The 19,357-nt window shown below is 70.0% G+C and carries 14 protein-coding genes and 1 pseudogene; 4 read left to right on the forward strand and 11 right to left on the reverse strand.

Going from position 1 to position 19,357, the window contains the following annotated elements:
- Window position 1 precedes the first annotated feature (1 nt).
- The 5 genes from FM051_RS28770 to FM051_RS53300 form a co-directional block, all read right to left on the reverse strand.
- A complete protein-coding gene (locus FM051_RS28770; RefSeq protein ID WP_158848769.1) occupies window positions 2-2,989 on the reverse strand; it encodes a trypsin-like peptidase domain-containing protein in 2,988 nt (995 codons plus the stop codon).
- Window positions 2,990-3,076: 87 nt separating this feature from the next.
- The gene (locus FM051_RS28775) at window positions 3,077-4,138 is read right to left on the reverse strand and encodes a trypsin-like serine peptidase (protein WP_158848771.1); all 1,062 of its coding nucleotides are present in this window, start codon (window positions 4,136-4,138) and stop codon (window positions 3,077-3,079) included.
- Between the two features lie 13 nt (window positions 4,139-4,151).
- On the reverse strand, window positions 4,152-5,549 hold the full coding sequence (locus FM051_RS28780; RefSeq protein WP_158848773.1) for an amidohydrolase family protein: 1,398 nt from the start codon (window positions 5,547-5,549) through the stop codon (window positions 4,152-4,154).
- Window positions 5,550-5,709: 160 nt separating this feature from the next.
- A complete protein-coding gene (locus tag FM051_RS28785; RefSeq protein WP_158848775.1) occupies window positions 5,710-6,675 on the reverse strand; it encodes a zinc metalloprotease in 966 nt (321 codons plus the stop codon).
- Between the two features lie 403 nt (window positions 6,676-7,078).
- Complete coding sequence (locus FM051_RS53300) at window positions 7,079-7,495, reverse strand: helix-turn-helix domain-containing protein (protein WP_338019503.1); 417 nt, start codon at window positions 7,493-7,495, stop codon at window positions 7,079-7,081.
- On the opposite strand from FM051_RS53300, the pseudogene FM051_RS28795 reads away from it, so the two are divergent.
- Both FM051_RS28795 and FM051_RS28800 read left to right on the forward strand, forming a co-directional pair.
- Window positions 7,445-8,077: pseudogene (locus FM051_RS28795) on the forward strand (IS4 family transposase); the annotation flags it as partial. The gene FM051_RS53300 and the pseudogene FM051_RS28795 sit on opposite strands and share 51 nt — an antisense overlap.
- Window positions 8,078-8,224: 147 nt before the next feature.
- The gene (locus tag FM051_RS28800) at window positions 8,225-8,755 is read left to right on the forward strand and encodes a hypothetical protein (RefSeq protein WP_158848777.1); all 531 of its coding nucleotides are present in this window, start codon (window positions 8,225-8,227) and stop codon (window positions 8,753-8,755) included.
- 64 nt (window positions 8,756-8,819) lie between these two features.
- Here the strand turns inward: FM051_RS28800 and FM051_RS28805 are convergent, their stop codons facing one another.
- The 3 genes from FM051_RS28805 to FM051_RS28815 form a co-directional block, all read right to left on the reverse strand.
- Window positions 8,820-9,452: an NmrA family NAD(P)-binding protein gene (locus tag FM051_RS28805; RefSeq protein WP_158848779.1), complete on the reverse strand. Its 633-nt coding sequence runs from the start codon at window positions 9,450-9,452 to the stop codon at window positions 8,820-8,822.
- Window positions 9,453-9,696: 244 nt separating this feature from the next.
- Window positions 9,697-10,395, reverse strand: coding sequence for a VOC family protein (locus FM051_RS52090; protein ID WP_158848781.1), 699 nt, complete (start codon window positions 10,393-10,395; stop codon window positions 9,697-9,699).
- Window positions 10,392-10,835 carry a MarR family winged helix-turn-helix transcriptional regulator gene (locus tag FM051_RS28815; RefSeq protein WP_158849006.1) on the reverse strand — a complete coding sequence of 148 codons (444 nt, stop codon included), beginning with the start codon at window positions 10,833-10,835 and terminating at the stop codon, window positions 10,392-10,394. Before FM051_RS28815 ends, FM051_RS52090 begins: the two co-directional genes overlap by 4 nt.
- Window positions 10,836-10,916: 81 nt before the next feature.
- Here FM051_RS28815 and FM051_RS28820 point away from each other — a divergent pair, with 81 nt between their 5' ends.
- Window positions 10,917-11,423, forward strand: a complete 507-nt coding sequence (locus tag FM051_RS28820) for a GNAT family N-acetyltransferase (protein ID WP_158848783.1) — start codon at window positions 10,917-10,919, stop codon at window positions 11,421-11,423.
- 72 nt (window positions 11,424-11,495) lie between these two features.
- Here FM051_RS28820 and FM051_RS28825 read toward each other — a convergent pair whose 3' ends face one another.
- Entirely contained in the window at window positions 11,496-13,358 is a 1,863-nt protein-coding gene (locus FM051_RS28825; protein ID WP_158848785.1) for a PA domain-containing protein, read from the reverse strand.
- A 693-nt stretch (window positions 13,359-14,051) separates the two neighbouring features.
- Between FM051_RS28825 and FM051_RS28830 the strand changes: the two genes are divergently transcribed.
- Entirely contained in the window at window positions 14,052-14,597 is a 546-nt protein-coding gene (locus FM051_RS28830) for a hypothetical protein (protein ID WP_158848787.1), read from the forward strand.
- A gap of 60 nt (window positions 14,598-14,657) precedes the next feature.
- Here FM051_RS28830 and FM051_RS28835 read toward each other — a convergent pair whose 3' ends face one another.
- Window positions 14,658-17,945: a discoidin domain-containing protein gene (locus tag FM051_RS28835; protein ID WP_158848790.1), complete on the reverse strand. Its 3,288-nt coding sequence runs from the start codon at window positions 17,943-17,945 to the stop codon at window positions 14,658-14,660.
- Window positions 17,924-19,354 carry a glycoside hydrolase family 43 protein gene (locus tag FM051_RS28840; protein WP_158848792.1) on the reverse strand — a complete coding sequence of 477 codons (1,431 nt, stop codon included), beginning with the start codon at window positions 19,352-19,354 and terminating at the stop codon, window positions 17,924-17,926. Before FM051_RS28840 ends, FM051_RS28835 begins: the two co-directional genes overlap by 22 nt.
- Between the last annotated feature and the right edge of the window lie 3 nt (window positions 19,355-19,357).

Genomic DNA, 19,357 nt, shown 5'->3' on the forward strand with positions numbered 1-19,357 from the left:
CTCACCGGGGCCACAGCTTCCAGACCGGCAACGCGCGGCCTTCCTTGCGGTCGCCGAACTGTGCCGCGTAGTGGATGCCGATGACCAGGCCCGTGTGCGGATCGACCAGGGGCGCACCCGCGGTGCCGGGCGCCGTTGTGGCGTCGTGGCGGATCACCTGGCCGTCGAAGCCCAGGATCCGCCCCGGCTGGACGCGTTTCACCGCCCCGGCGGGCGAGTCGAACGCCGGGTGCCCGACGACCACCACCGTCCGGCCGCTGACCGGCTCCACCGCCCGCCGCGCCACCGGCACCGGGTCGGGCAGCGCCTCGTCCTCGTCCGAACGCTCCGCCAAGCGCAACAGCACCGTCTCCGGGTCCGTCCCCACGACGCGGCAGACGTCCAGCACGGCGAACCGCATCGGCCGGCCTTCGGGTTCGGCCCGGAAGTCGACCGTGAACCGCCGCCCGGCCGCGAAACCGTCGACGACGAACGTCGGTGTCGCCACCACACCGGGAGCGACGAGGAACGCCGTGCCGCTGAACGAAGGGCCGTCCGCCGGCTCCACCCGCCCCACGCCCCCGATGACCCGCCGGATCCGGTCGTGGGCGTTGGTCAGGTCGTCCCACCCGAAGGGCGGCACCTCGAACGTCCCGTCGCGCACCACGAACGTCGGCCGGTCCGCCGCCCACGCCGTCCACGGCGATCCGGGCACCGAATCCGTCGCGATGTCCGCCATCTCGGGCGGAACGGGCCGACCGGACGCGACCACCCACTCGTACAGCGCCCGGAACCCCTCGGCGAACACCGGGATCCCGGTCGCCAACGCCCGCTCGAACAACTCGTCGCGCTCCTCCGGCTCGCACAACGCCGCCAGCACGTAGCTGTCCGGCAGTCCGGGGAAGTGCCTGAGCATGTTGTGCACGGCGATCGCGCTGAAGCGATCGGTCTCTCCCTGACGGATGAGCATGTACCCGGCCAGGCACCCCAACAGCGGGTCGATCCACTTGCCGTACAACAGGTCGTCGAGATCGTCGAGGCGCGGCACCGACTGGCCGGTCGAGTAGAACCGCTGCGCCAGCTCGATCCGGTGCATCCGCCGCAGGTCGAGGCGCGCCTTCGGGTTGTCGCCGGCGGCGGGCAGCAGGTACTGCTGGACCTCGACCCGGCCGTGCGGTTCGAGCACGGTCACCAGGACGGTGATGCGGTTGGGCAGCCGGGTGATCGCGTAACGCGTCGGCGTGTGCCCGGGGAACCGCAGCTCGACGTGCGCGGGCCCCGGCGGGAGCACGACGTGCCGCTGCGCCGCGACCGGGAACCGCGGCAGGACGTCGAACAGGCCGCGGTCCAGCGTGCTCCCCCACTGGTCCCGCACGACCAGTTCGGCGTCCGCGGGCAGCCCCTCGGACCGGTTCGAGCCGACGATCGCCAACACGGCGGACCCGCCGTGCGGCAGGTCCCACACGTCGGCCACGCCGAGGCCGCGCAGCCGTTCCGCCTGTTCGGCGCCGTTGGCGGCCAACGCGGCGAACGCGAGCAGCGACCCCAGCGACGGCCGCGCCATCGGCCCGAGCTGTTCGGCGGGTTCCAGGTAACCGTGCTCGTCGGGCCGGATCTCGTGCCGGCGCAACAACTCCATCGGCGCGGCGGTGAGCGCGGGCGGCGGCGCGTCCAGCACGATCGACATGATCCGTCCCGCGACCACCTCGACCAGTCGTTCGCCCCCGCCACCCTCCGGCAGCATCAGCCGTGCCCGGTACAGGCCCGGTCCGAGTCGCGCGTAGACCATGCCGGAACCGCTCGCCACCTGTTTGCGCTCGCCGTTCCAGATCCCGATCACGGCCGAGCTGTCGGGGCTCGTGACCACCAACTCGCCGTCCCCGCCCTCGGGCACGTCCGACCGCGCGGGATCGGACCGGCTGTCCAACCGCAGCGCGATCACCCTCGGCTCGTAGACGCCGTGGCTCTGGCGGACCTCGGTGTAGCCGGGCGACTCGGCGCTGAACGTGTAGTCGAACGGCGGTAGTTCCACCACCGAGCTCTGCTCGACCGGCGGACCGTCCACCCAGATGACCGCCTCCGTGCCCGGCAACGGGTAGGCGACCTTGAGCCGGCACGCCTGCCTGGCCAGGCGCGGGTCGACCTGGATGCGCACCTGGACCTTCGGCACCTCGTCGGGCGCGAAGCGGGCCAGGACCGCGTCCTCCGCGCCGGTCAGCGGCGTCTGCGGCTCCTGCACGAACTCGTCGGCGCCTTCCACCGCCGCGAGGCGCCGGCGGACCGCGGCCTTGACGTGCCGGGCGAGCGTGCTGAACCGGACCTCGTACTGGCCGAGTTCCTGCGACCAGGCCAACGCCCGGTGCGCGCCGAGCAGACCGTCCACCAGCGCGGGGGTGAAGATGCCCTGCCTGCGGCGCTCGTCCTCGGCCGCGCGTTGACCGGGGGATGTCGCATACAGGATGTGTTGTGCGCTCAGCGCCTGTTCCGCGTCACCCACCGGCACCCACGCGCTCGTCGCCGGCCCGATCACCGGCTGGTACACGCCTTCCAGCGTGAAGTCCCGGCACGCGTCGATGAAGAAGAACTGCGTGGCGGGCCTGACCATCCGCAGCCGGGTGATCACCTGCGAGAAGCCCACCAGCAGCCGCTCGTCCCGCGTCCACACCGCCACGTCGGACGGCACCAGCATCGGCTCACCCGGACCGCCGGTCACGATCCCCGGCGCGGTCAGCCCGTGTCCGGCGTAGTGGAAGAACAGCCGGTCCGCTTGTGCCGCCGCGCCTTGGAGGACTTCGTGGACGACGGCGGCGATCGCGGCGGAGTCGGCGGCCCCGTGCTCCCGGTCGATGTCGGTGGTGGAGCTGAGCAGCAGGCGGAGGTTCTCCGGCGGCACGTCGCCGTGCGCGCTCGCCCAGTCCGCGAACCGCAGCGCGTCCGAAACGGCCCCGCTCAGGGCGAAATCGGGGTTGTCGTACCGGTCGATGCCGATGACGATCGCGAAGTTCGCCATGGCGCTTCCCCGTCCCTTCAGCCGGTCGAGTTCAGCCGGACTCGTTCGGTCCGACCCGTTCGGTCCGACCCGTTCGGCCGGACTCGTTCAGTCGAATTCGACGCCCGCGCCGACGAGCAGCGGGTCGTCGCGCAGCGCCCACAACGCGACCGCCTCGTTGTGCTTCAGGTAGATACCGCCGAAGTGCAGCCCGAGCACCTGGTTGGACTCCAGGTCCACCACGCACGAGCCGGAGTTGCCGCCCAGCGTCGAGCAGTCGTGCCGGAACGTCCGGTTGCCGTGGTCGTAGGACATCACGCCGCCCGGTTGCAGCCGTTTGACGTTGTAGATGTCGGCGAACACGCGGCGCATGGCGTCCGCCTCGTTGCGGTCGTCCCGCGCCGGATAACCCATCACGTAGACGACGCGGCCGGTGAGCGGTTCGGGTGGGACCGACCGGACGACGAACGGCGGCGTCGCGACATCGGCCCGGAACAGCGCCAGGTCGGGTCGCGGCGGGTAGCCGGGGTGCACGCCGATCATCTCCACGATGTCCACCCGGGTGGAACCGCCCGCGTCCGGGTTGTCGGTGAAGTCGAGCGTGGCGCGGCCCGGCGGGTAGCTGCCGTCCGGCATGCGCATCGCCCTGGCCACGTGGCCGTTGGTCATGATCACGCCGTCGCCCACGAGGAAACCCGTGCCCAGGTACGGCGGCGCGCCGAAGCCCGGGTTGGCGAGCTGGATGCGGCCGACCCGGCTGGACGCGTCGCGGATGCTGTCGCGGAAGGTCTCCAGCACCCGCCAGGTGACCTCGGGCGGCTCGAACTCCCCTTTGCGCATCAGCAACGCCGGGCGCAGGGCGAGGTTGACGATCGCCTCCAGCCCGAGGGCTTCCTCGTCGCTGATCTCGGCGTCGGGGCCGGACTCGCGCAGCGTGCGCAGCGCCCGTGCGCCCAGGTCGACCAGGTCCTCCTGGCGGTGCGCGATATCGGGTTCGAGGTCCGCGGCGAGGTCCGGCGCCAGGTCGACGCGCGGACCGACGACCGCACGGGCGCGGACGGTCGTCGCCAGCAGCTCGTCGCGGTGGTCGCCGAGGTAGTCGGCGAGGTGGTCGAGGTTGTCGGGGTTCGGCGTGAGGCGGAGCAGTTCCGCGATCACCGGACGAGGCATGGTCGCCTCCACATCATTGCTTGAGCCAGTTGGGCAGGTTCTCGGGTGCGAACCGCTGGTACCGCGCGGTGAGCCTGCGGTTGTTGAGGTTCGCCGGGTCGTCGAAACCGAGGAAGGACAACGCGTTGCCGCCGAGGAACCCGGCCGCGCGGTCCGCGCCGAACTCCTCGGTGTAGCGGGTCCGGTAGGTCTGGAGGAACGCCTGGTAGCCCTTCTGGGCGGCTACCATGTACCAGTCGGAGCCGTACATGAGGCGCTCGGCCAGGTCCGAAGTGGACATCAGCGCGGCGAGCATGTCGAAGTACGCCTGGAGCTCCGCTTCGTCACCGACGCCGTGGTTGCCGATATCGGCGTACAGGCCGGGTCTCATGGCCATGGCGGCGGCGATCCGCTGCGGCCTGCCCCCGGTCGGCACCCCGCCGAAGTGGCCGAGGTTCAGCCGCAGGCCGGGGTGCGCGTCCAGCAGCGCCAACCACTCCTCGGGACTGCCGAACTCCTGGTAGGTCGGGTCGGCGTAGTTCGTGTCGGCGCTGTGCGCGGTGATCGGCACGTCGTCGGCCGCGCACCACTCCGCGAGGTCGTGCACGATGCGGTCGAGCTCATCGGCGTCCTCGCGGGGCAGTCCGGGCCGTTCCCGGTTGCCGGTCGGCCGCCAGCCCATCGGCGGGTACACCTTCACCCCGACGAACCCGTACTCCGCCACGGCCGTGCGCACGAGGTCGAGCGGCTTCTCGATGGCGTCCGCGCGCCGTGCCCGGAGTTCGCTCAGCGGGTCGAACCCGACGAACGGGTGCAGCCGCACGTCGCCCACGTCCGGCAGCACGCCGCGCATCGTGGCCCGGCTCAGCTTCTCGAACAGCTCCACCTGCTGCCTGCCGGTGGTCGTGGCCACGTCGCCCAGGCCCGTGCCGAGGTCCACCAGGAGCGGGATCGCCAGGTCCAGCTGGTTGTCGAAATCGCGGACCAGGTTCGCCACCAGGTCCAGCCGGGACCGGCCGAACAGCATCACCCAGCGCAGGAGCCGCTTGGAGGCGTCCAGGACGTCCGAGAGCGACACCTGGCCGAGGGCGCCGACGCCTGCCTCCTCGGCCACGAGCGCAGTGCCCGCGTGGGCGAGCAGGTCCGGGTCGGTCGCCTGGAGCAGGATGAACGTCCGCTCCACGTCCGCCTCGAAGTCCTGCGACGCCTGTGCCGCCTGTGCCGCGTCCGGCCCGACCTCGCCGCCGAGCAGGGCGTCCAGCCGCGCCATGTCGCGGGCGAAACCGGGCGCGAAGCCCTGGACCACCCGGTCGAGCAGACCGGCCGCCGCCGCGCCCAACGGTGCGTTGTGCAGGTGGACGCGGTGGAGGAAGCCACGCACAGGCAGATCGTCGGCGTTGAACACGTGGCAGTGGATGTCGACGACGGTCATCGAGCACACCCCGCTCTCGCTGATAGCTCCAGGTTCGCCCGAGCGGGGGCTTTCGTTACGGCCGTTCAGCGCAGCCACCGGCGGGCGTCTGCCGCCGTTGAGCCGCTGGAATGGGAAACCCCGCATTCCTCCGGAGAGGAACGCGGGGTTTCCGCATTGATCACTTACCGCTGCGGTACGCGATCCACGCGTCCTGCATGCGGGTGTTCTGGCCGGGGGTGAACTGGTTGTAGCAGCTGTCGTAGGAATAGTCCATGTAGTTGTGGACGGGGTCGAGACCGGGCAGCGTGCACGAGTCGCGACCCTCCGGGCAGCCCGTGCTGTAGCTGGACTGGGCCGGGGTGTCGGCCACCTCGTCGTTGGTCGCCGTGCAGCCGCCCTGGAAGGTGTGCCACAGGCCCATCCAGTGGCCGACCTCGTGGGTCAGCGTCTTGCCGAGGTTGAAGTTCGTCGCGCTGCCGCCGGGCACGCTGGAGTAGTCGATGACCACGCCGTCCAGCAGCGGGTCGCGCGTGTACCAGCTGGGGAACGTCGCGAAGCCGAGGCCGTCGATGTCGACCGACCACACGTTCAGCGTGCTCGCGCCGCCCACCCTGGTGGACGACTTCATCTGCTTCTCGACGCGCGCCTTGTCGACGCCGGTGAACCAGGTGTTGTTCGACCAGCGCTTGGTCTCCTGGAGGACGAAGGTGAAGCCGGTGTCCGCGGCGACACCGGGCGCCTCGGCGCCGGCGTAGCCCTCGTTGAGCACCCTCATCTGCTGCGCGATGGTCGCGTCGGTCATGCCGCCGACGCCACCGGTGCCCGTGACGACGTGGAACACGACCGGGATCGTGCCACCGGCGGCGGCCTCGACCCGGCCGTTCGCCTTCGCCGCGGCGACGCGCTCGCGCAGGTCGCGGTTCATCCGCTCGGCTTCGGCCCGGCTGATCTCGTTGCGCTCCTGGCCGCCGGCGCCCGGCTTGACGCGGGCGGCGGACAAGGCGTCGGTCACGCAGTCGAGCGAGGCCTGGGCGACGGTCGTGCCGCCGGCCGCCGACGGGCTGAGCACGGTGAGCGCGCCGAGGGCGAGCGCGCCGGCGAGGAGGGTGGCGCGTCCGCGCCGGCTGTTCTGCTGTTCGAGCATCCGGAGTCCTCCGTGCAGGGTGGGGACGGGCTTTACAACCCTGCGGAATGATGACTCACGAAGAACGGAAAAGAATAGGCTGTGATTCAGGTCACAGCCTATTCCGCGCCTTAACCAGTTCACTCAGGGACGCTTTAACAACAATTCCCGACCTTCGTCGGTTGCCACCCCGACAAACGGCTGCTAGCCCGCCGTGACGGACGCTCCGACAGCGGGCTCGGAGTCAACACCAGTGACCCAGCGCCTGAATTCGCAGGTCAGGAACCTTGTGATGGCGGCACACGTTCCCGGCCGGAGTCCCCGGTCGGGTCGCCCCCGGGTTCCAGTCGCGGCGGTCTCCCCGGGGACGCCTGGCTGGGCTGGGAACAACTCCGGGAAACAGCTTGAGTCACTGGCACTGCGGCTAGGCGCGCGCGGCGGCCGCACCCCACTCGTGGGCCAGTGCGGCGGCCTCGCCGCGTGAGCCGACGCCCAGCTTCTCCAGGATCTTCGCCACGTGGAACTTCACCGTGGACTCGCTGATGTGCAGCTCGCGGGCGATGTCCCGGTTGCGCCGGCCGCGGGCCAGCTGACCGAGCACCTCCAGCTCCCGCGCGCCCAGCACGGTCAGCGGGTCCTCGCGCGGGGTGTCCGGCGGTCCGAGCGGGACCTCGACGGTCACCGTCGTGCCCCAGCCCGGCACCGCGTCCACCTCCAGCCGCCCGCCCAGCGGGCCCAGCCGTTCCCCGACCCGGCGCGCGTCGAGGGCGCCGCGGGACAGCGTGCCGGGGCCGTCGTCCCGCAGGTGCGGGTGGTGGCGGTGGCCGAGTGCGGCACGCACGCGATCGTCGCGGCGACGCTGGGCCCGATCACCGAGGCCGAGGCGACCCTGGCCCGGGACCTGTTCCCCGGCCTGGGCAAGGGCGAGTTGCTGATCGCCGACCGCGGGTTCGCCGGGTTGCCGTTGTGGCGGGCCGCGTCCGCGAACGGCGCGGACCTGTTGTGGCGGGTCCGGGCGAACATCGTGCTGCCGGTGCGCCAGGAACTGCCCGACGGGTCCTGCCTGTCGGAGATCGTGGCCACCGAAGACCACTACCGGCGCAGGGATCCGGTGACGGTGCGGGTGGTCGAGTACACCCTGGACGATCCCGCACGCCCGGCACAGGCCGCGCCCTACCGGTTGATCACCACCATCCTCGACCACCGCAAGGCGCCCGCGACGGAACTGGCCGCGTTGTACTGCCAACGCTGGGAGATCGAGACCGCGCTGGACGAGCTGAAGACCCATCAACCCGGTGCCGGGCAGGTGCTGCGCTCACGCTCCCCGGACGGGGTCGAGCAGGAAGTGTGGGGGCACCTGCTGGTGCACTACGCGATCCGGTCGCTGATGCACACCGCCGCCACCGGACAACGCCCGGACCCCGGCGAAGCAGTCCGGATCGCACCGCCCTACCGCGCCGTCTCCGCCAACAAGCACCACAAACGACCCTAAGTCACCGGTATTGGGCTTAGAGTCGTCGCGACCGGCTGCGGCGATCGCCCGCGCCACCACTGGGGAGGACTCGCAACCATGCGCAACGCGGCGACGGGCGCTCTGATAGCCCTGTTCGCGATCACCGGCTGCTCCGCTGAACCGGCGGCGAGTCCGAGCGCGGCACCGACGTCCACGACGGTTTCGCCGCCTCCGACGACGACTTCGGCCACGCCGGTCGCGTTGTCCAAGGACGAGGCGGCCCGGCGTTACCTGACGATCGTGAAGCCCTACAACCTCGCCCTGGAGCACCTGGAGCAGGGCATCAACGCGGGCCGACCGATCGCCGACGTCCGCGCGTTGGCCGACGCCACCGCGCGGGCCAACCGGACCCACGTCGCCGAACTGCGCGCCGTCGTCTGGCCGGCCGACGTCGTCCCCGCCATGACGACGTTGCTGGCCGAAGCCGACCTGGCGCAGCCGCACTGGGAGCGCGCCGCCCTCGCGCCGACCGTCGACGCGGTGGTCGAGGCGGTCAAGGCGGCGATCGCGCACGACGGCAGCGACGCCGCCGCCACCATCCGCACCCTGCTCGCCCTCGACCAGTACGACGAGCGCGACTACCCGTGACCGCACGGCCGGTCGGCGTGGGCGTGGGCGTGGGCGTGACGACACCACGCCGGCCACGCCGGCGTCAGGCCCGGAACGCGTCCGCGTGCGCCTCCGCCCACTGCCGGAAGTTCCGCGCGGGACGCCCGGTCACCTCCTCGACGGTCGGGTGCACGCTCGCCTCGTCCAGCGTGCCGTCGCTGTAGAAGGAGAAGAACGCGTCGACGTACTCGACCGGCATCGCGGCCTCCATCTCGGCCCTGGCCACGTCGTCCGGCAGGGCCTCGAACCCCAGGTCCCGGCCGAGCACGTCACCCAGCACCTCGAGCCGCTGCGCGGGCAGCAGCGCTTCCGGGCCGCAGAGCTGCAAGGCCTGACCGCCCTTGCCGTCCAGGAACGCCCGTGCCGCCACCTCGCCGATGTCGAGCGGATCGATGCTCGCCACCGGCACGTCGCCCCACTCCACGCCGGCCCGCGACATCCGGTCCAGCAGACCGTCCACGTCCCGGTAGCCGGGCAGCAGGAACACGCCCCGGACGTCGCGCAACGCGGGCGTCAGCGAGTCCGGGTCGTTGAGGTCGCCGATCGCGCGCTCGGCTCCCTCAGGCAGGACGACGTTCTCGTTCCGCACCAACGCCCGCACGTCCGCACCGGCGCGGAGCAGCGCCCCGACGACCTCGCTGCCGACGTTCCCGGTGGCACCCGTGACGAGGATCATCGCAGCGTCCGTCCGAAGTGGGCGGGCGCGGTGTCGACCGCGACCGTGACGTTCGGCGCGCGTTCGGTGCTGCGTTCGGCGGGTTGGAACAGCCTGCCGGTCAACATGACGCCGTCACTGTCGGAAGTGACTGCCTCGGTTGTAGTCAACTCGTTTTTCTCCCCCTCGAAGGCCGGAATGCCTTGTGGCGTCCCGGAAGTCTCACGACCTCCATCATGCCTCGGGGAAGCGGCGAGGGTTGTCGTCAACCTTCGCGGCGCAGCTCCTCGACGTTCGCCAGGGTCTCCGCGAGACGTTCGCGTTCCTCGGTGTTCAGCGGGATTCCGCCCAATTCGTCCAGCACCGCGGCGGCCCGTTCCGGGTCTTCCAACGTGAACGCCAACTCGGCGCGGTAGGCCAGGGCTTCGACCCGCTCCACCGCGCTCGCGTCCGTGACCCGGTGCAGGGCGCCGTCGAGGATCTTGGCCGCCTGTGCCGGGTCGCCGTGGCTGTCGGCGAGCACCACGGCGTTCTCCAGCGCCTTGGCCAGCTTCCCGGTCGCGGCGGGTGGTGTGGGCGCGTCCGGCGCCGGGAAGATCCGGATCCAGTTGCCGCCCGGGTCGACCACCGAGAAGCCCGCCAGGCCATCGGCGTTCTTGCGCGGTCTCGGCCGGGTCATCCGCGGGATGCCGGACAGCGGGACCTTGCCGTAGGCGGTGCGCAGACCGTCGGCGAACGCGCGGTGCAGGACGCCGGTGTCGGGCACTTGCACGATGCAGCTGCCGTAGGAATCGGCCGGCTTGAAGCCGGGGATGCCGAAGAAGTGCAGCTCGACGTCCTCCCGGCGCATTGCCAGGTAGGGGTTGGGTTTGGTCTGCCGGTACGTTCGCTCGAAACCCAGCGCGGAGTAGAACTCCAGCATGTCGTCGATCGAGGCGCACGGGAGCAGCGGGATGACGGTCATCGGTCCTCCAGGAGGTCGCCGAGGTCGCGCAGCGTGCCGGTGACGGCTTGGATCTCGGCGAGGGAGATGCGGGCGGCCAGTTCGTTCGCCCACGCGGCCTGACGGCGTTCGACCTCGCGCAGCGCCGACCGACCGCGGGGTGTGAGCGCCAATCGTTTGGCACGGCGGTCGTCCGGGTTGTCCTGGAGCACGACCATGCCGTCCCGCACGAGACTGGCCGCCGTCTGGCGCACGGCCTGCCGGGTCAGGCCCATGGTCCTGGCGACCTCGGCGACCGTGGTCGGCCCGTGGTCGACCACGCCGAGCACCTGCCACCGTGCGCTGGTCAGGCCCGCGGGCGCGGCCAACTCGTCACCGGCGGCGAGCAGGAGGCCGTTCACCCGGAAGACCTCGATCAGGAGATGGGAGAACTCAAGTCCGCGATCGGACAGCGGGATCACGGTGGACAATCTCGCAGATTGACAAGTACCTGTCAAAATACGGCAGAACTCGCTGGACGCCGGGGCGTGAGGGGTACGACCATGCGCACCGTGACAGCAGACGACGTGCGTTTCGTCGAGCTGGACGGCCGCGTCATGGCCGCCCTGCTCGACGGCGACCCGACCGCGGCCGAGGTCGAGTTGACCGAGTACTTCCTGACCGACCGGGCGCGGTGGCTGTGGCGCTACCGGCTGGACCAGATGGCGGCCGACCCCGGCAACGCCCGGTGGATGGCACGGCTGGCCCTGGTGGACGACGGCGCGGTGGTGGGGCACGCCGGCTTCCACGGCCCACCCGACGAGTCCGGCATGGTCGAGATCGGCTACTCCGTCGACCCCGCCTTCCGCCGCCGCGGCTACGCCAGGGCCGCGCTGGTCGAACTCCTGCGCCGTGCCGCCGCCGAACCCTCGGCCCGGACCGTGCGGGCGACCATCGGCCCGGACAACACGGCGTCCCTGGCCACGATCGCGGGCTTCGGGTTCGTCGAGGTCGGCGAGCAGTGGGACGAGGAGGACGGCCTGGAGCTGATCTTCGAACGACCGGCTTGATCCCGCACGATTGCGGGAGACGACGACGGGGCCGCACGGTGTGACGCCGTGCGGCCCCGTCCGATCGCGGTGTCAGCAGTCGATGTGGAACACGTACAGGCCGTGGTCACGGTCGCTGGCCAGCACGTACTTCTCGCCGGTCTCGTCCTTCCAGACCTCGACGCCCCAGAAGTTGTTGCCTCCCTCGTCGATGAAGGCGCCGACCTCCTGGATGCCGTTGCGGCCGTACTTCACGACGCGGAGCCCGGCGGCGTAGTACGACAGGTACGCGGTGTTGCTGTTCTCCGGGTCCATCGCCACCTCGTGCACCGACAGGTCGCCGAACCCGCTCGCGTAGGCCGAGTCCTGCGATTCCGACACGGCGTAGGTGTCGATCTGGCGGATCGAACCGGTCGTGCCGGGCTTGGACGGCACGTCGGTCCCGAACAGCCGCACGTAGCCCCAACCGTCGAACACCGACTTGATGGTGGTCGACTCACCCCCGGTCGCGGGGGTGGTGGTGGCGCACGCGGTGGCCTCGGTGACACCCGGGACGCCGAGCAGCCGCAGGCCGGCGAACCGGTTGGCGAACACGAACGGGATCGGACCGGCGGCGGCCATGGACACCTGGCTCAGGCAGTCGTCGCGGTGGTTCTGGAACACGATGCCGGCCGTGTAGCCGGCGGCGATGATGGCGTCGAGCTTGGCCTGGAACGTGCACGTGCCCCGCTCGACGAGCGCGGTCCCGGTGCCCGCGGGCAGCGGAGCGCAGGCGTCACCGACGTAGGTGACCGCGCCGCTGACCGTGGTGTTCTCGTCGATCTGCTTCGTGTCGGCGGCGGGGGTCGCGGTGTACTCGGTGCCGGCGTGCGGCCCGGAGTCGACCTTCGCGACGATCCGGAACGGGTTGAAGTCCTCGTCCGTGCCGATCATGAACTTCCGGTTCGGCGACAGCTCGGACTGGTGCGCGTTGCCCTCGGGGCTGATCTCCTGCCCGCGCGCCAACCGCTCCTCGTCCAACGCGGCGTAGTCGCTCTCCGCGATCAGGCTCACCTTGCCGGGCCGCGGGTCGGTGACGTCGAGCAGCACGTACCCGCCGTCCCAGTAGTTCATGTTCATGACGTACCGGCGGCCGACCTTGGTGATCATCATGTCGTGGCTGAACACCGAGGTCAGGTTGCTCGGGGCCGCCTGGTCGACGCCGAACACCGCGCCCAGGTCGAGCTCGTCGTTGACGAGCACCGGGTGGCGCGGGTCGGTGATGTCCAGGATGTCGACGTCCGTGCCCTCTTCGTCGTCGACCAGCGCGACGTAGACCCGCCCGTCGAACGCGTTGGTCCACATCCTCATGCTGTGGGTCTGGTTGGGCGCGGGGTCGAGGCCGCCCGCGGCGTTGGTGAAGTCGCCGGTGTGCAGTGCCAGGGGCTTGGGGCTGCGCGGGTCGGTGACGTCCCACAGCGAGATGCCGCCCGAGTTCGGCCCGGTGGGCGTCTCGCCGGGGCAGGTCTCGTTCTGGTGGATCAGCAGGTCGCCGTGGAAGAGCGGGCTGTCGATGTGCTCGACCTGGATGCCCTCGCCCGCGTACGACCCGTCACTGGTCGGGATGAACGCGCTCGTCACCTCGGCCGGGTGCGCGGGATCGGAGATGTCCATGACGTGCACGCCGGTGTTCTCGCACGTCGGCTCGCGGAACGCGGTCAGGTAGGCGTAGTCGCCGAACGCGGTCACGTCCGCCACGCGTCCCGTGTTGCCCGCGCCGGACGGGTTGGTGACCGCGGCCTTGCCGACCAGGGTCACGTTCCGCGACACCGCGGGCAGGTGGCCCTCGTCGCCGTCGTGCTGCTTGTAGGAACCGTCGGCGACCCCTTCGCCGGGGAAGTCCTCCCGACCGCCGCCGTGGTCCGGGTGTGCGCCGGACGATCCGGCGGTGGCCAGGCTCAGCGTAAGGATCGCCACGCCGAGCAACGAGATCCTGCGGACATTTCGAGCACGTCTACCGCGCATTGACAAACCTCCGAAATCGGAGCCGGTACCCTTCGACGGTCGCACCCTACGTAGCCGGTTAGTAGTTTGGTAGAGACACTCGGCGGAGTTTTCGTGCGCGTTCCTCGGCCGGCCGGTCCCGGTCCATACGTCCGGAATGGATTCGCCCCGCGCGTCCCGCCGGCCGGACCGCACGTGGACAGCGGCGCACCGGAGCACGGGCGTTGTGCTGCCCGTGCTCCGGTGCGCCGATCAGTTCCCGCTCCCCGACGGGCGCGAACCGTTCCCCCTATCCCCTATCCCCTATCCCCCACCAGCACGTCCCCCCGGAAGCGCCGGAAGACCAGCGGGACACCGAAGGCAGTGGTACCCGCCGTGATCAACGCCGCGCCGCCGCGAATCCCCAGTGCCCCTCGTCATCGCGGAATGTCCTTCAGCGCCTCGCTGACCTGCACTAATGGTGATCGACACGGGTGCACCGGACAACGCCGGACGTCGGCCACTCCGAGACCGGCTTCCTTGCCGGACACCGGCAAACAAGCACCCCTGTCACAACGCTGATGGGGCCTAACAGCACCTACGCTGTCCGTCGACCCCTGCCGCATCCCCCCGCCCACCCGGTCATCCCGGGTCGACGAGGGCTGCCCGTCGAAAGGACGGTTCCCCATGCGTACCGGTCGATTACGCGCCACCGTCGTGGCCGTCGCCACGGCACTGCTCACCATCACCGGCGCGACCACGGCCTCGGCTTCGCCCGCCCCGACCCACCAGGACGTCGTCTTCCAGCCCGCCGCCGACACCCCGGTCACGGCGCTGGTCACCAAGCTCTCGCACGCCGACGCCGCGGCCCGCTTCCGCGCCGCCGGCATCACCTGGTCGTCCAGCGGTGGTTGCAGCGATCGCAACAACCCGACCTGCACGTCGTTCTCGCAGATCAACCTGACCACGGTCCAGGGCGCGGAAACCCTCAAGCGCGCCAGCGGTTGCGCGTTGAACATCACCGGAGGCACCGAGACCGGCCACGCCAGCGGCACCTACAGCCACTGGAACGGCTACAAGCTCGACTACAGCCTCTACTCCTGCGTCGGCAACTACATCCGGGCCAACTTCACCTACATCGGTGGCAACAAGTGGCGTTCCGGCTCCGGGAACATCTACTTCCTGGAGAGCAACCACTGGGACGTGACCTACTACAACTGCGGCGGCTGCTGAGAACGCGGAACGGGGGACCGGCCGAGCAGAGCCGGTCCCCCGTTCCCACAAGCGCAACGATCAGCTGAAGGCCTTCACCTCCAGCAGGCCGACCGAGTCGGCCCCGCTCTGGAGCACCACCCGCAACCGGGTCGTGCTCACCGCGGTGAACGTCACCTCCTGGTACCGGTCGGCGGCCACCGGATAACCGCTCGCGCCCGCCACGTCGACGTACGCCGAGCCGTTCCAGTACTGCACCTTCCACGACGCGGGCAGGTCGATGCCCTGGTTGTCGTCGAAGAAGTACACCTGCGCCGACTTCACCGATCTCGCCGAGTCCCACGTCAGCTCGGCCCACTGCTCACCGGTGTTCGGCCACGTGCCCCACCGCGGGTTGACGGTGTCGTTGGACGACGACGGGTCGATGCCGTCGTTGACCGCCGCCACCGACTCCCACGGCGACGTGTAGGACGCCGAGGGGGTCGCGGCCAGAGCGACGTTCGCCGGCGGCGGATTCGGGTCGGTGCCCCCGCCGCGGTTGTAGACCTTCACCTCGGTCAGCCCGGTCTTGAACCCGGACGCGTGCGTCAGCTGCACCCGGATCCGCTGCGTGGACACCGGTGTGAACCGGACCTGGTTGTAGTTGGCCTTCGGCGTCCCCGGCGTCTTGGTCTGCCCGGCCGCGTTCACCCAGGCACTGCCGTTCCAGTACTGCACCTGGTACGACGACGGCGCGCGGTAGCGGTTGCCCGCGCGGTCGTCGCGGAAGTACAGCCGCATCTCGTCGACCGTGCGTTGCTGCCGGAAGTCGATCTCGTACCAGTCCGAGCCGTTGGGTGATCCCGACGTGCCCCACAGGGGTTCGTTGATCGGGAACCCGTCGACCGCGGCGCCGGTGGACGTGCCGGAGGCCGTGTACGACGCCGTGACGCCCGCGCCCTGCGCCAGGTTCGGCGCGGTGGAGGTCAGGTCGACACCCGCCTTGGCGAAGATGTCCACCATGCGCGTGCTGTTGTGCGCCACGTTCTGCGGCGCCTGCAACCCGTTGATCGCGACGTTGTAGTTCACCACACCGGCACCGGACGGGAAGGTGACCTGGCCGGTCGCCGGGTCGTACAGCACCCTGGTGAGCCGGTCGACGGTGAACGCGCGCGTGCCGTTCAGGTAGACCGAATACCCCTGCGGCACGCCGTTGTAGCGGGTGACGCCGTCGGCCGGGTCGTCCCACACCACGCTCAGGTCCATGTTGCGGTAGCGCAGGTTGTTGACCGCGAAGTGCGACCAGCCGATGTTGATCGGCGACAGCTCGATCCGGCTGTCCGTGCGCGGGCGCAACCCGGCCACGTCCTCGACCACGGTCCAGTTGCTGCTGCCGAGGATGTTGTGGTGGATCCACGACCGGTAGTCGATGTTGCGGGTGCCCACGTTCCAGTCCGCCCAGAACTCGTTGGCGTCGGGCCACTGCGTGTTGCCGCCGATGTACTGCGCCCAGGTGTTCCAGTAGAGCAGCTTCTTGTAGTCCTCGGCGGACATCCACTGGTTCGAGTAGTTGCGCAGCACCGACGAGTACAGCCGGAACTGGACCGTCGAGTTGATGGTGGAGAAGTTGTTCGAACCGGGGTGGCCCGCCGCCGCGGCCGCGGCCTTGTCCTTCTGGTTGGCCGTGTAGAACGGGAACACCGGGTACTCGGCCGGGTCCGCGAACAGCCGCAGCGCCTGCTTGTACTGGTCGGTGTTCGGCATCAGGCCGACCGAGAACGGGTAGTAGTTGTTGATCTCCTTCCACGGCACGTGGGTGTTCGTGGCCACGTGCTTGTGCTCCAGCAGCTGCCGGGACGGGTTCCACAGCGTGTTGACCACGCCGTTGCGGATGCGGTCGGCGAGCGCCTGCATCTCGTTCGCCTTGGCCGTGTCGCCGATCAGCGAGTACGCCTGCTGCGCGGCCATGGCGCCGCTCCACACGTACGCCGTCTCGGCCCGGTCGAGGTTGCCCGCCCGCCAGTCGAACGACACCGCGTCGGCGTCGTTGCCGGTCATGGCGCCCCAGTCGTACTCGATGACGCCGTTGTCGTTGGTGTCGAACGTGGCCAGTTGGCCCTTCGCGTCACCTTCGGCGTACTTGGCCAGGTTGCCCGCGACGGCCGGCTGGCCGCCGTGGATCTGGTAGCTGCGCCACGCCGCCTCGGAGATGTACTGGGTGTAGGAGTTCGACCAGTTCTCCGGGTCGCCAGGGTTGTCCATGAACCGGCCGCCCTTGGACGACTGGCCGACCGACAGCCACGGCCCGTACGAGTAGATCGGGTCGCGCAGGTACTTCAGGTCGTCGATGTGCATCGGCTGGGTCAGCGCGATCGCGTTGTTGTAGCCGGTGACGCCCTCGATCGACACCGGGAACTGGAAGTCCTGGCCGGGGATGTCGACGTCGAGGTAGTTGAAGCGCATCAACCACCAGCGGTAGTAGATGTTCTTCTTGATGGCCGGGTCCGGCACGTCGATGTAGGGGATGTTGTCCGCCCACCAGCGGTTGTAGTCGCGGACGTGGGTGGCGAACGCGACCGACGGCGAGTGGCCGCGGTAGGCGTTGTACTCGGTCAGCGACTCGGGGATCTCGTCGGTGACGAACCCCATGACGACCTTGGTGGTGGTCGACTGGCCGGCGGCCAGCGTCACCGAGCGGTCGAGCCCGCCGTTGGCGACGTTGAACCCGTCACCGGAGAACCGGGGCCGGATGGTGGTCAGGTTGTTCTTGACCTGCCTGCTGCCGGTCAGCTCGGAACCACTCGCGGTCGTCGCGTACGGCGAAGTGGCCCGCAGCGCGAGCGTGCTGGACGAGCTGCCGGTGTTGGTGAGGGTCAGGTTCGTCACGGCGACGTTGTTGTGCGTGATGAACTTCGCCACCTCGACCCGGATCGAGCCGCTGGTGTAGACGCCCTTCCAGTGGCTCGGCGTCTGCAGCCGGCTGCTCACCTGCTCGCTGAACGAGCCGGGGCTGACCGCGATCGAGTAGGCGTTCTGGCTGCTGATGTTGTCCCAGTACGCGGCGTTGCCGCCGAACCCGATGACACCGGGGTTGTGGGTGTTCATGTAGAGGCCGCGACCGCGGGTCATCAGCCACGTGCCGGCCGGGTCGTTGCCGGGTCGGGCGAGCAGGCGGTCCACCCAGAAGTCGGTGCCGCCGCTCTCGGCGTCGTAGATGGCCTTCATGGTGCTGCCGGTGCTGTAGCCGACCGGCGGTGCGGGCACGGAAGGTCCGTTGAACGTGGGGTAACCGATGGTCTGCGCGGCGGACGCGGACTGCACGGGCACGAGGAGCGCGCCGAGCACCGCGACCGTCGCCAGCCGCCGGGTCACGCCTGGAAGGCCTGCCATTCCAACACCCCCGTCGAGAAGTCGGGCTTCGAGGTGATGTTCAGTCGCAGTCGGGTGGTGTTGACCGTGGTGAACGTGGTGGTGTTGAAGGTGTTCCCCGCGACACCACAGGCCGACTGGCCGGGCACGTCGACGTACGCGCTGCCGTTCCAGTACTGCACCTGGCACGACGCGGGCAGGTCGATGCCCTGGTCGTCGTCGAACCAGTAGGTGGCCACCTTGTTGATCGACTGCGCGGTCGGCCAGGTGTACTCGATCCACTGGGTGCCCCGCTCCGGCCAGTTGCCGTAGGCCAGGTTGGCGCGGTCACCGGAGTTCGCGGGCACGCCGCCGTTGTTGATCGCGGCCAGGCTCTCCCACGACGAGACGTACGACGTCGAAGCGGTGGCCGAGGGGGCGAGGTTCGTGCCGCCGGCCGGCGGGCCCGAGGGGTTCGGCGGCGGGCCGGACGTGGTCTGCGTGACCTTGCGCATCGTGCCGTCGGAGTTGAAGTGCAGCAGGTCCACCGCGACGGAACGGCGGAAGTTGCCGCCGCCGGGCGCGTTGGCGTTGTGGTAGACGATGTACCACTGGTTGTTGAACTGCACGACGCCCGCGTGGTTGGTGGTCGAGGAGACCTGGTCGAGCACGACGCCGCGGTGCGTCCACGGGCCCATCGGGTTGGTGGCGGTGGCGTAGCGCTGGCAGGCGTAGTTGGAGTTGGTGACGCAGCCGCTGGTGTCGTTGGCCGCGTACATCATGTAGTAGAGACCGTTGCGCTTGAACATCCAGGGCGCTTCCCAGAAGTTCGACAGGCCCTGCGGCGTGACGACCGGGCCGTCCAGCTCGATCATGTTGGACTTGAGCTTCGCGGCACGGGCGCCCCAGTAGCCGCCCCAGTAGATGTAGCTCTGGCCGTCGTCGTCGGTGAACACGGTCGGGTCGATGTTCAGGCCGGACGAGTTGGGCGTGCTGTCGCTGATCAGCGGCCCGCCCTTGGCGTCGCGGAACGGGCCGAGCGGGCTGTCGCCGACCGCGACGCCGATGTCCATCCACCCGGCGCCGTTGCCGTTGACCGAGGTGTACCAGTAGTACTTGCCGTTCTTCGCCTCGACTTCGCTGGCCCACGCGTCCGCGCCCGCCCACGGGAAGGTGCCGATGTTCGCCTTCGCGCCGTGGTCGGTCCAGTTGGCGGCGTCCGTCGAGGACAGCACCCGCCACTCGCGCATGTAGAAGTTGTTGTTGCCCTGGGCCGCCTCGTCACGGCCCGCGTAGATGTACATGGTGTTGCCGACGACCAGCGGCGCGGGGTCGGCGGTGTAGTAACTGGTGATGATCGGGTTGGCCGCGAACGCGGCCGGGCTGACGACGGCGGACGCTACGAGCGCGAGTGCCGCGCCCAGCTTCACCGCCCTGTGTCGGGTACGCATGGA

Source organism: Saccharothrix deserti, from assembly GCF_009769385.1.
In the GTDB taxonomy this organism is placed as follows: domain Bacteria; phylum Actinomycetota; class Actinomycetes; order Mycobacteriales; family Pseudonocardiaceae; genus Actinosynnema; species Actinosynnema deserti.

Bases quoted from the DNA above. Each gene is read 5' to 3' on its own strand.
- FM051_RS28820 (WP_158848783.1), top strand. From the start codon at position 10,917: ATGCGCACCGTGACAGCAGACGACGTGCGTTTCGTCGAGCTGGACGGC.
- FM051_RS52090 (WP_158848781.1), bottom strand. From the start codon at position 10,395: ATGACCGTCATCCCGCTGCTCCCGTGCGCCTCGATCGACGACATGCTG.
- FM051_RS28830 (WP_158848787.1), top strand. From the start codon at position 14,052: ATGCGTACCGGTCGATTACGCGCCACCGTCGTGGCCGTCGCCACGGCA.
- FM051_RS28785 (WP_158848775.1), bottom strand. From the start codon at position 6,675: ATGCTCGAACAGCAGAACAGCCGGCGCGGACGCGCCACCCTCCTCGCC.
- FM051_RS28835 (WP_158848790.1), bottom strand. From the start codon at position 17,945: ATGGCAGGCCTTCCAGGCGTGACCCGGCGGCTGGCGACGGTCGCGGTG.
- FM051_RS28775 (WP_158848771.1), bottom strand. From the start codon at position 4,138: ATGCCTCGTCCGGTGATCGCGGAACTGCTCCGCCTCACGCCGAACCCC.
- FM051_RS28800 (WP_158848777.1), top strand. From the start codon at position 8,225: ATGCGCAACGCGGCGACGGGCGCTCTGATAGCCCTGTTCGCGATCACC.
- FM051_RS28805 (WP_158848779.1), bottom strand. From the start codon at position 9,452: ATGATCCTCGTCACGGGTGCCACCGGGAACGTCGGCAGCGAGGTCGTC.
- FM051_RS28840 (WP_158848792.1), bottom strand. From the start codon at position 19,354: ATGCGTACCCGACACAGGGCGGTGAAGCTGGGCGCGGCACTCGCGCTC.
- FM051_RS28770 (WP_158848769.1), bottom strand. From the start codon at position 2,989: ATGGCGAACTTCGCGATCGTCATCGGCATCGACCGGTACGACAACCCC.
- FM051_RS28780 (WP_158848773.1), bottom strand. From the start codon at position 5,549: ATGACCGTCGTCGACATCCACTGCCACGTGTTCAACGCCGACGATCTG.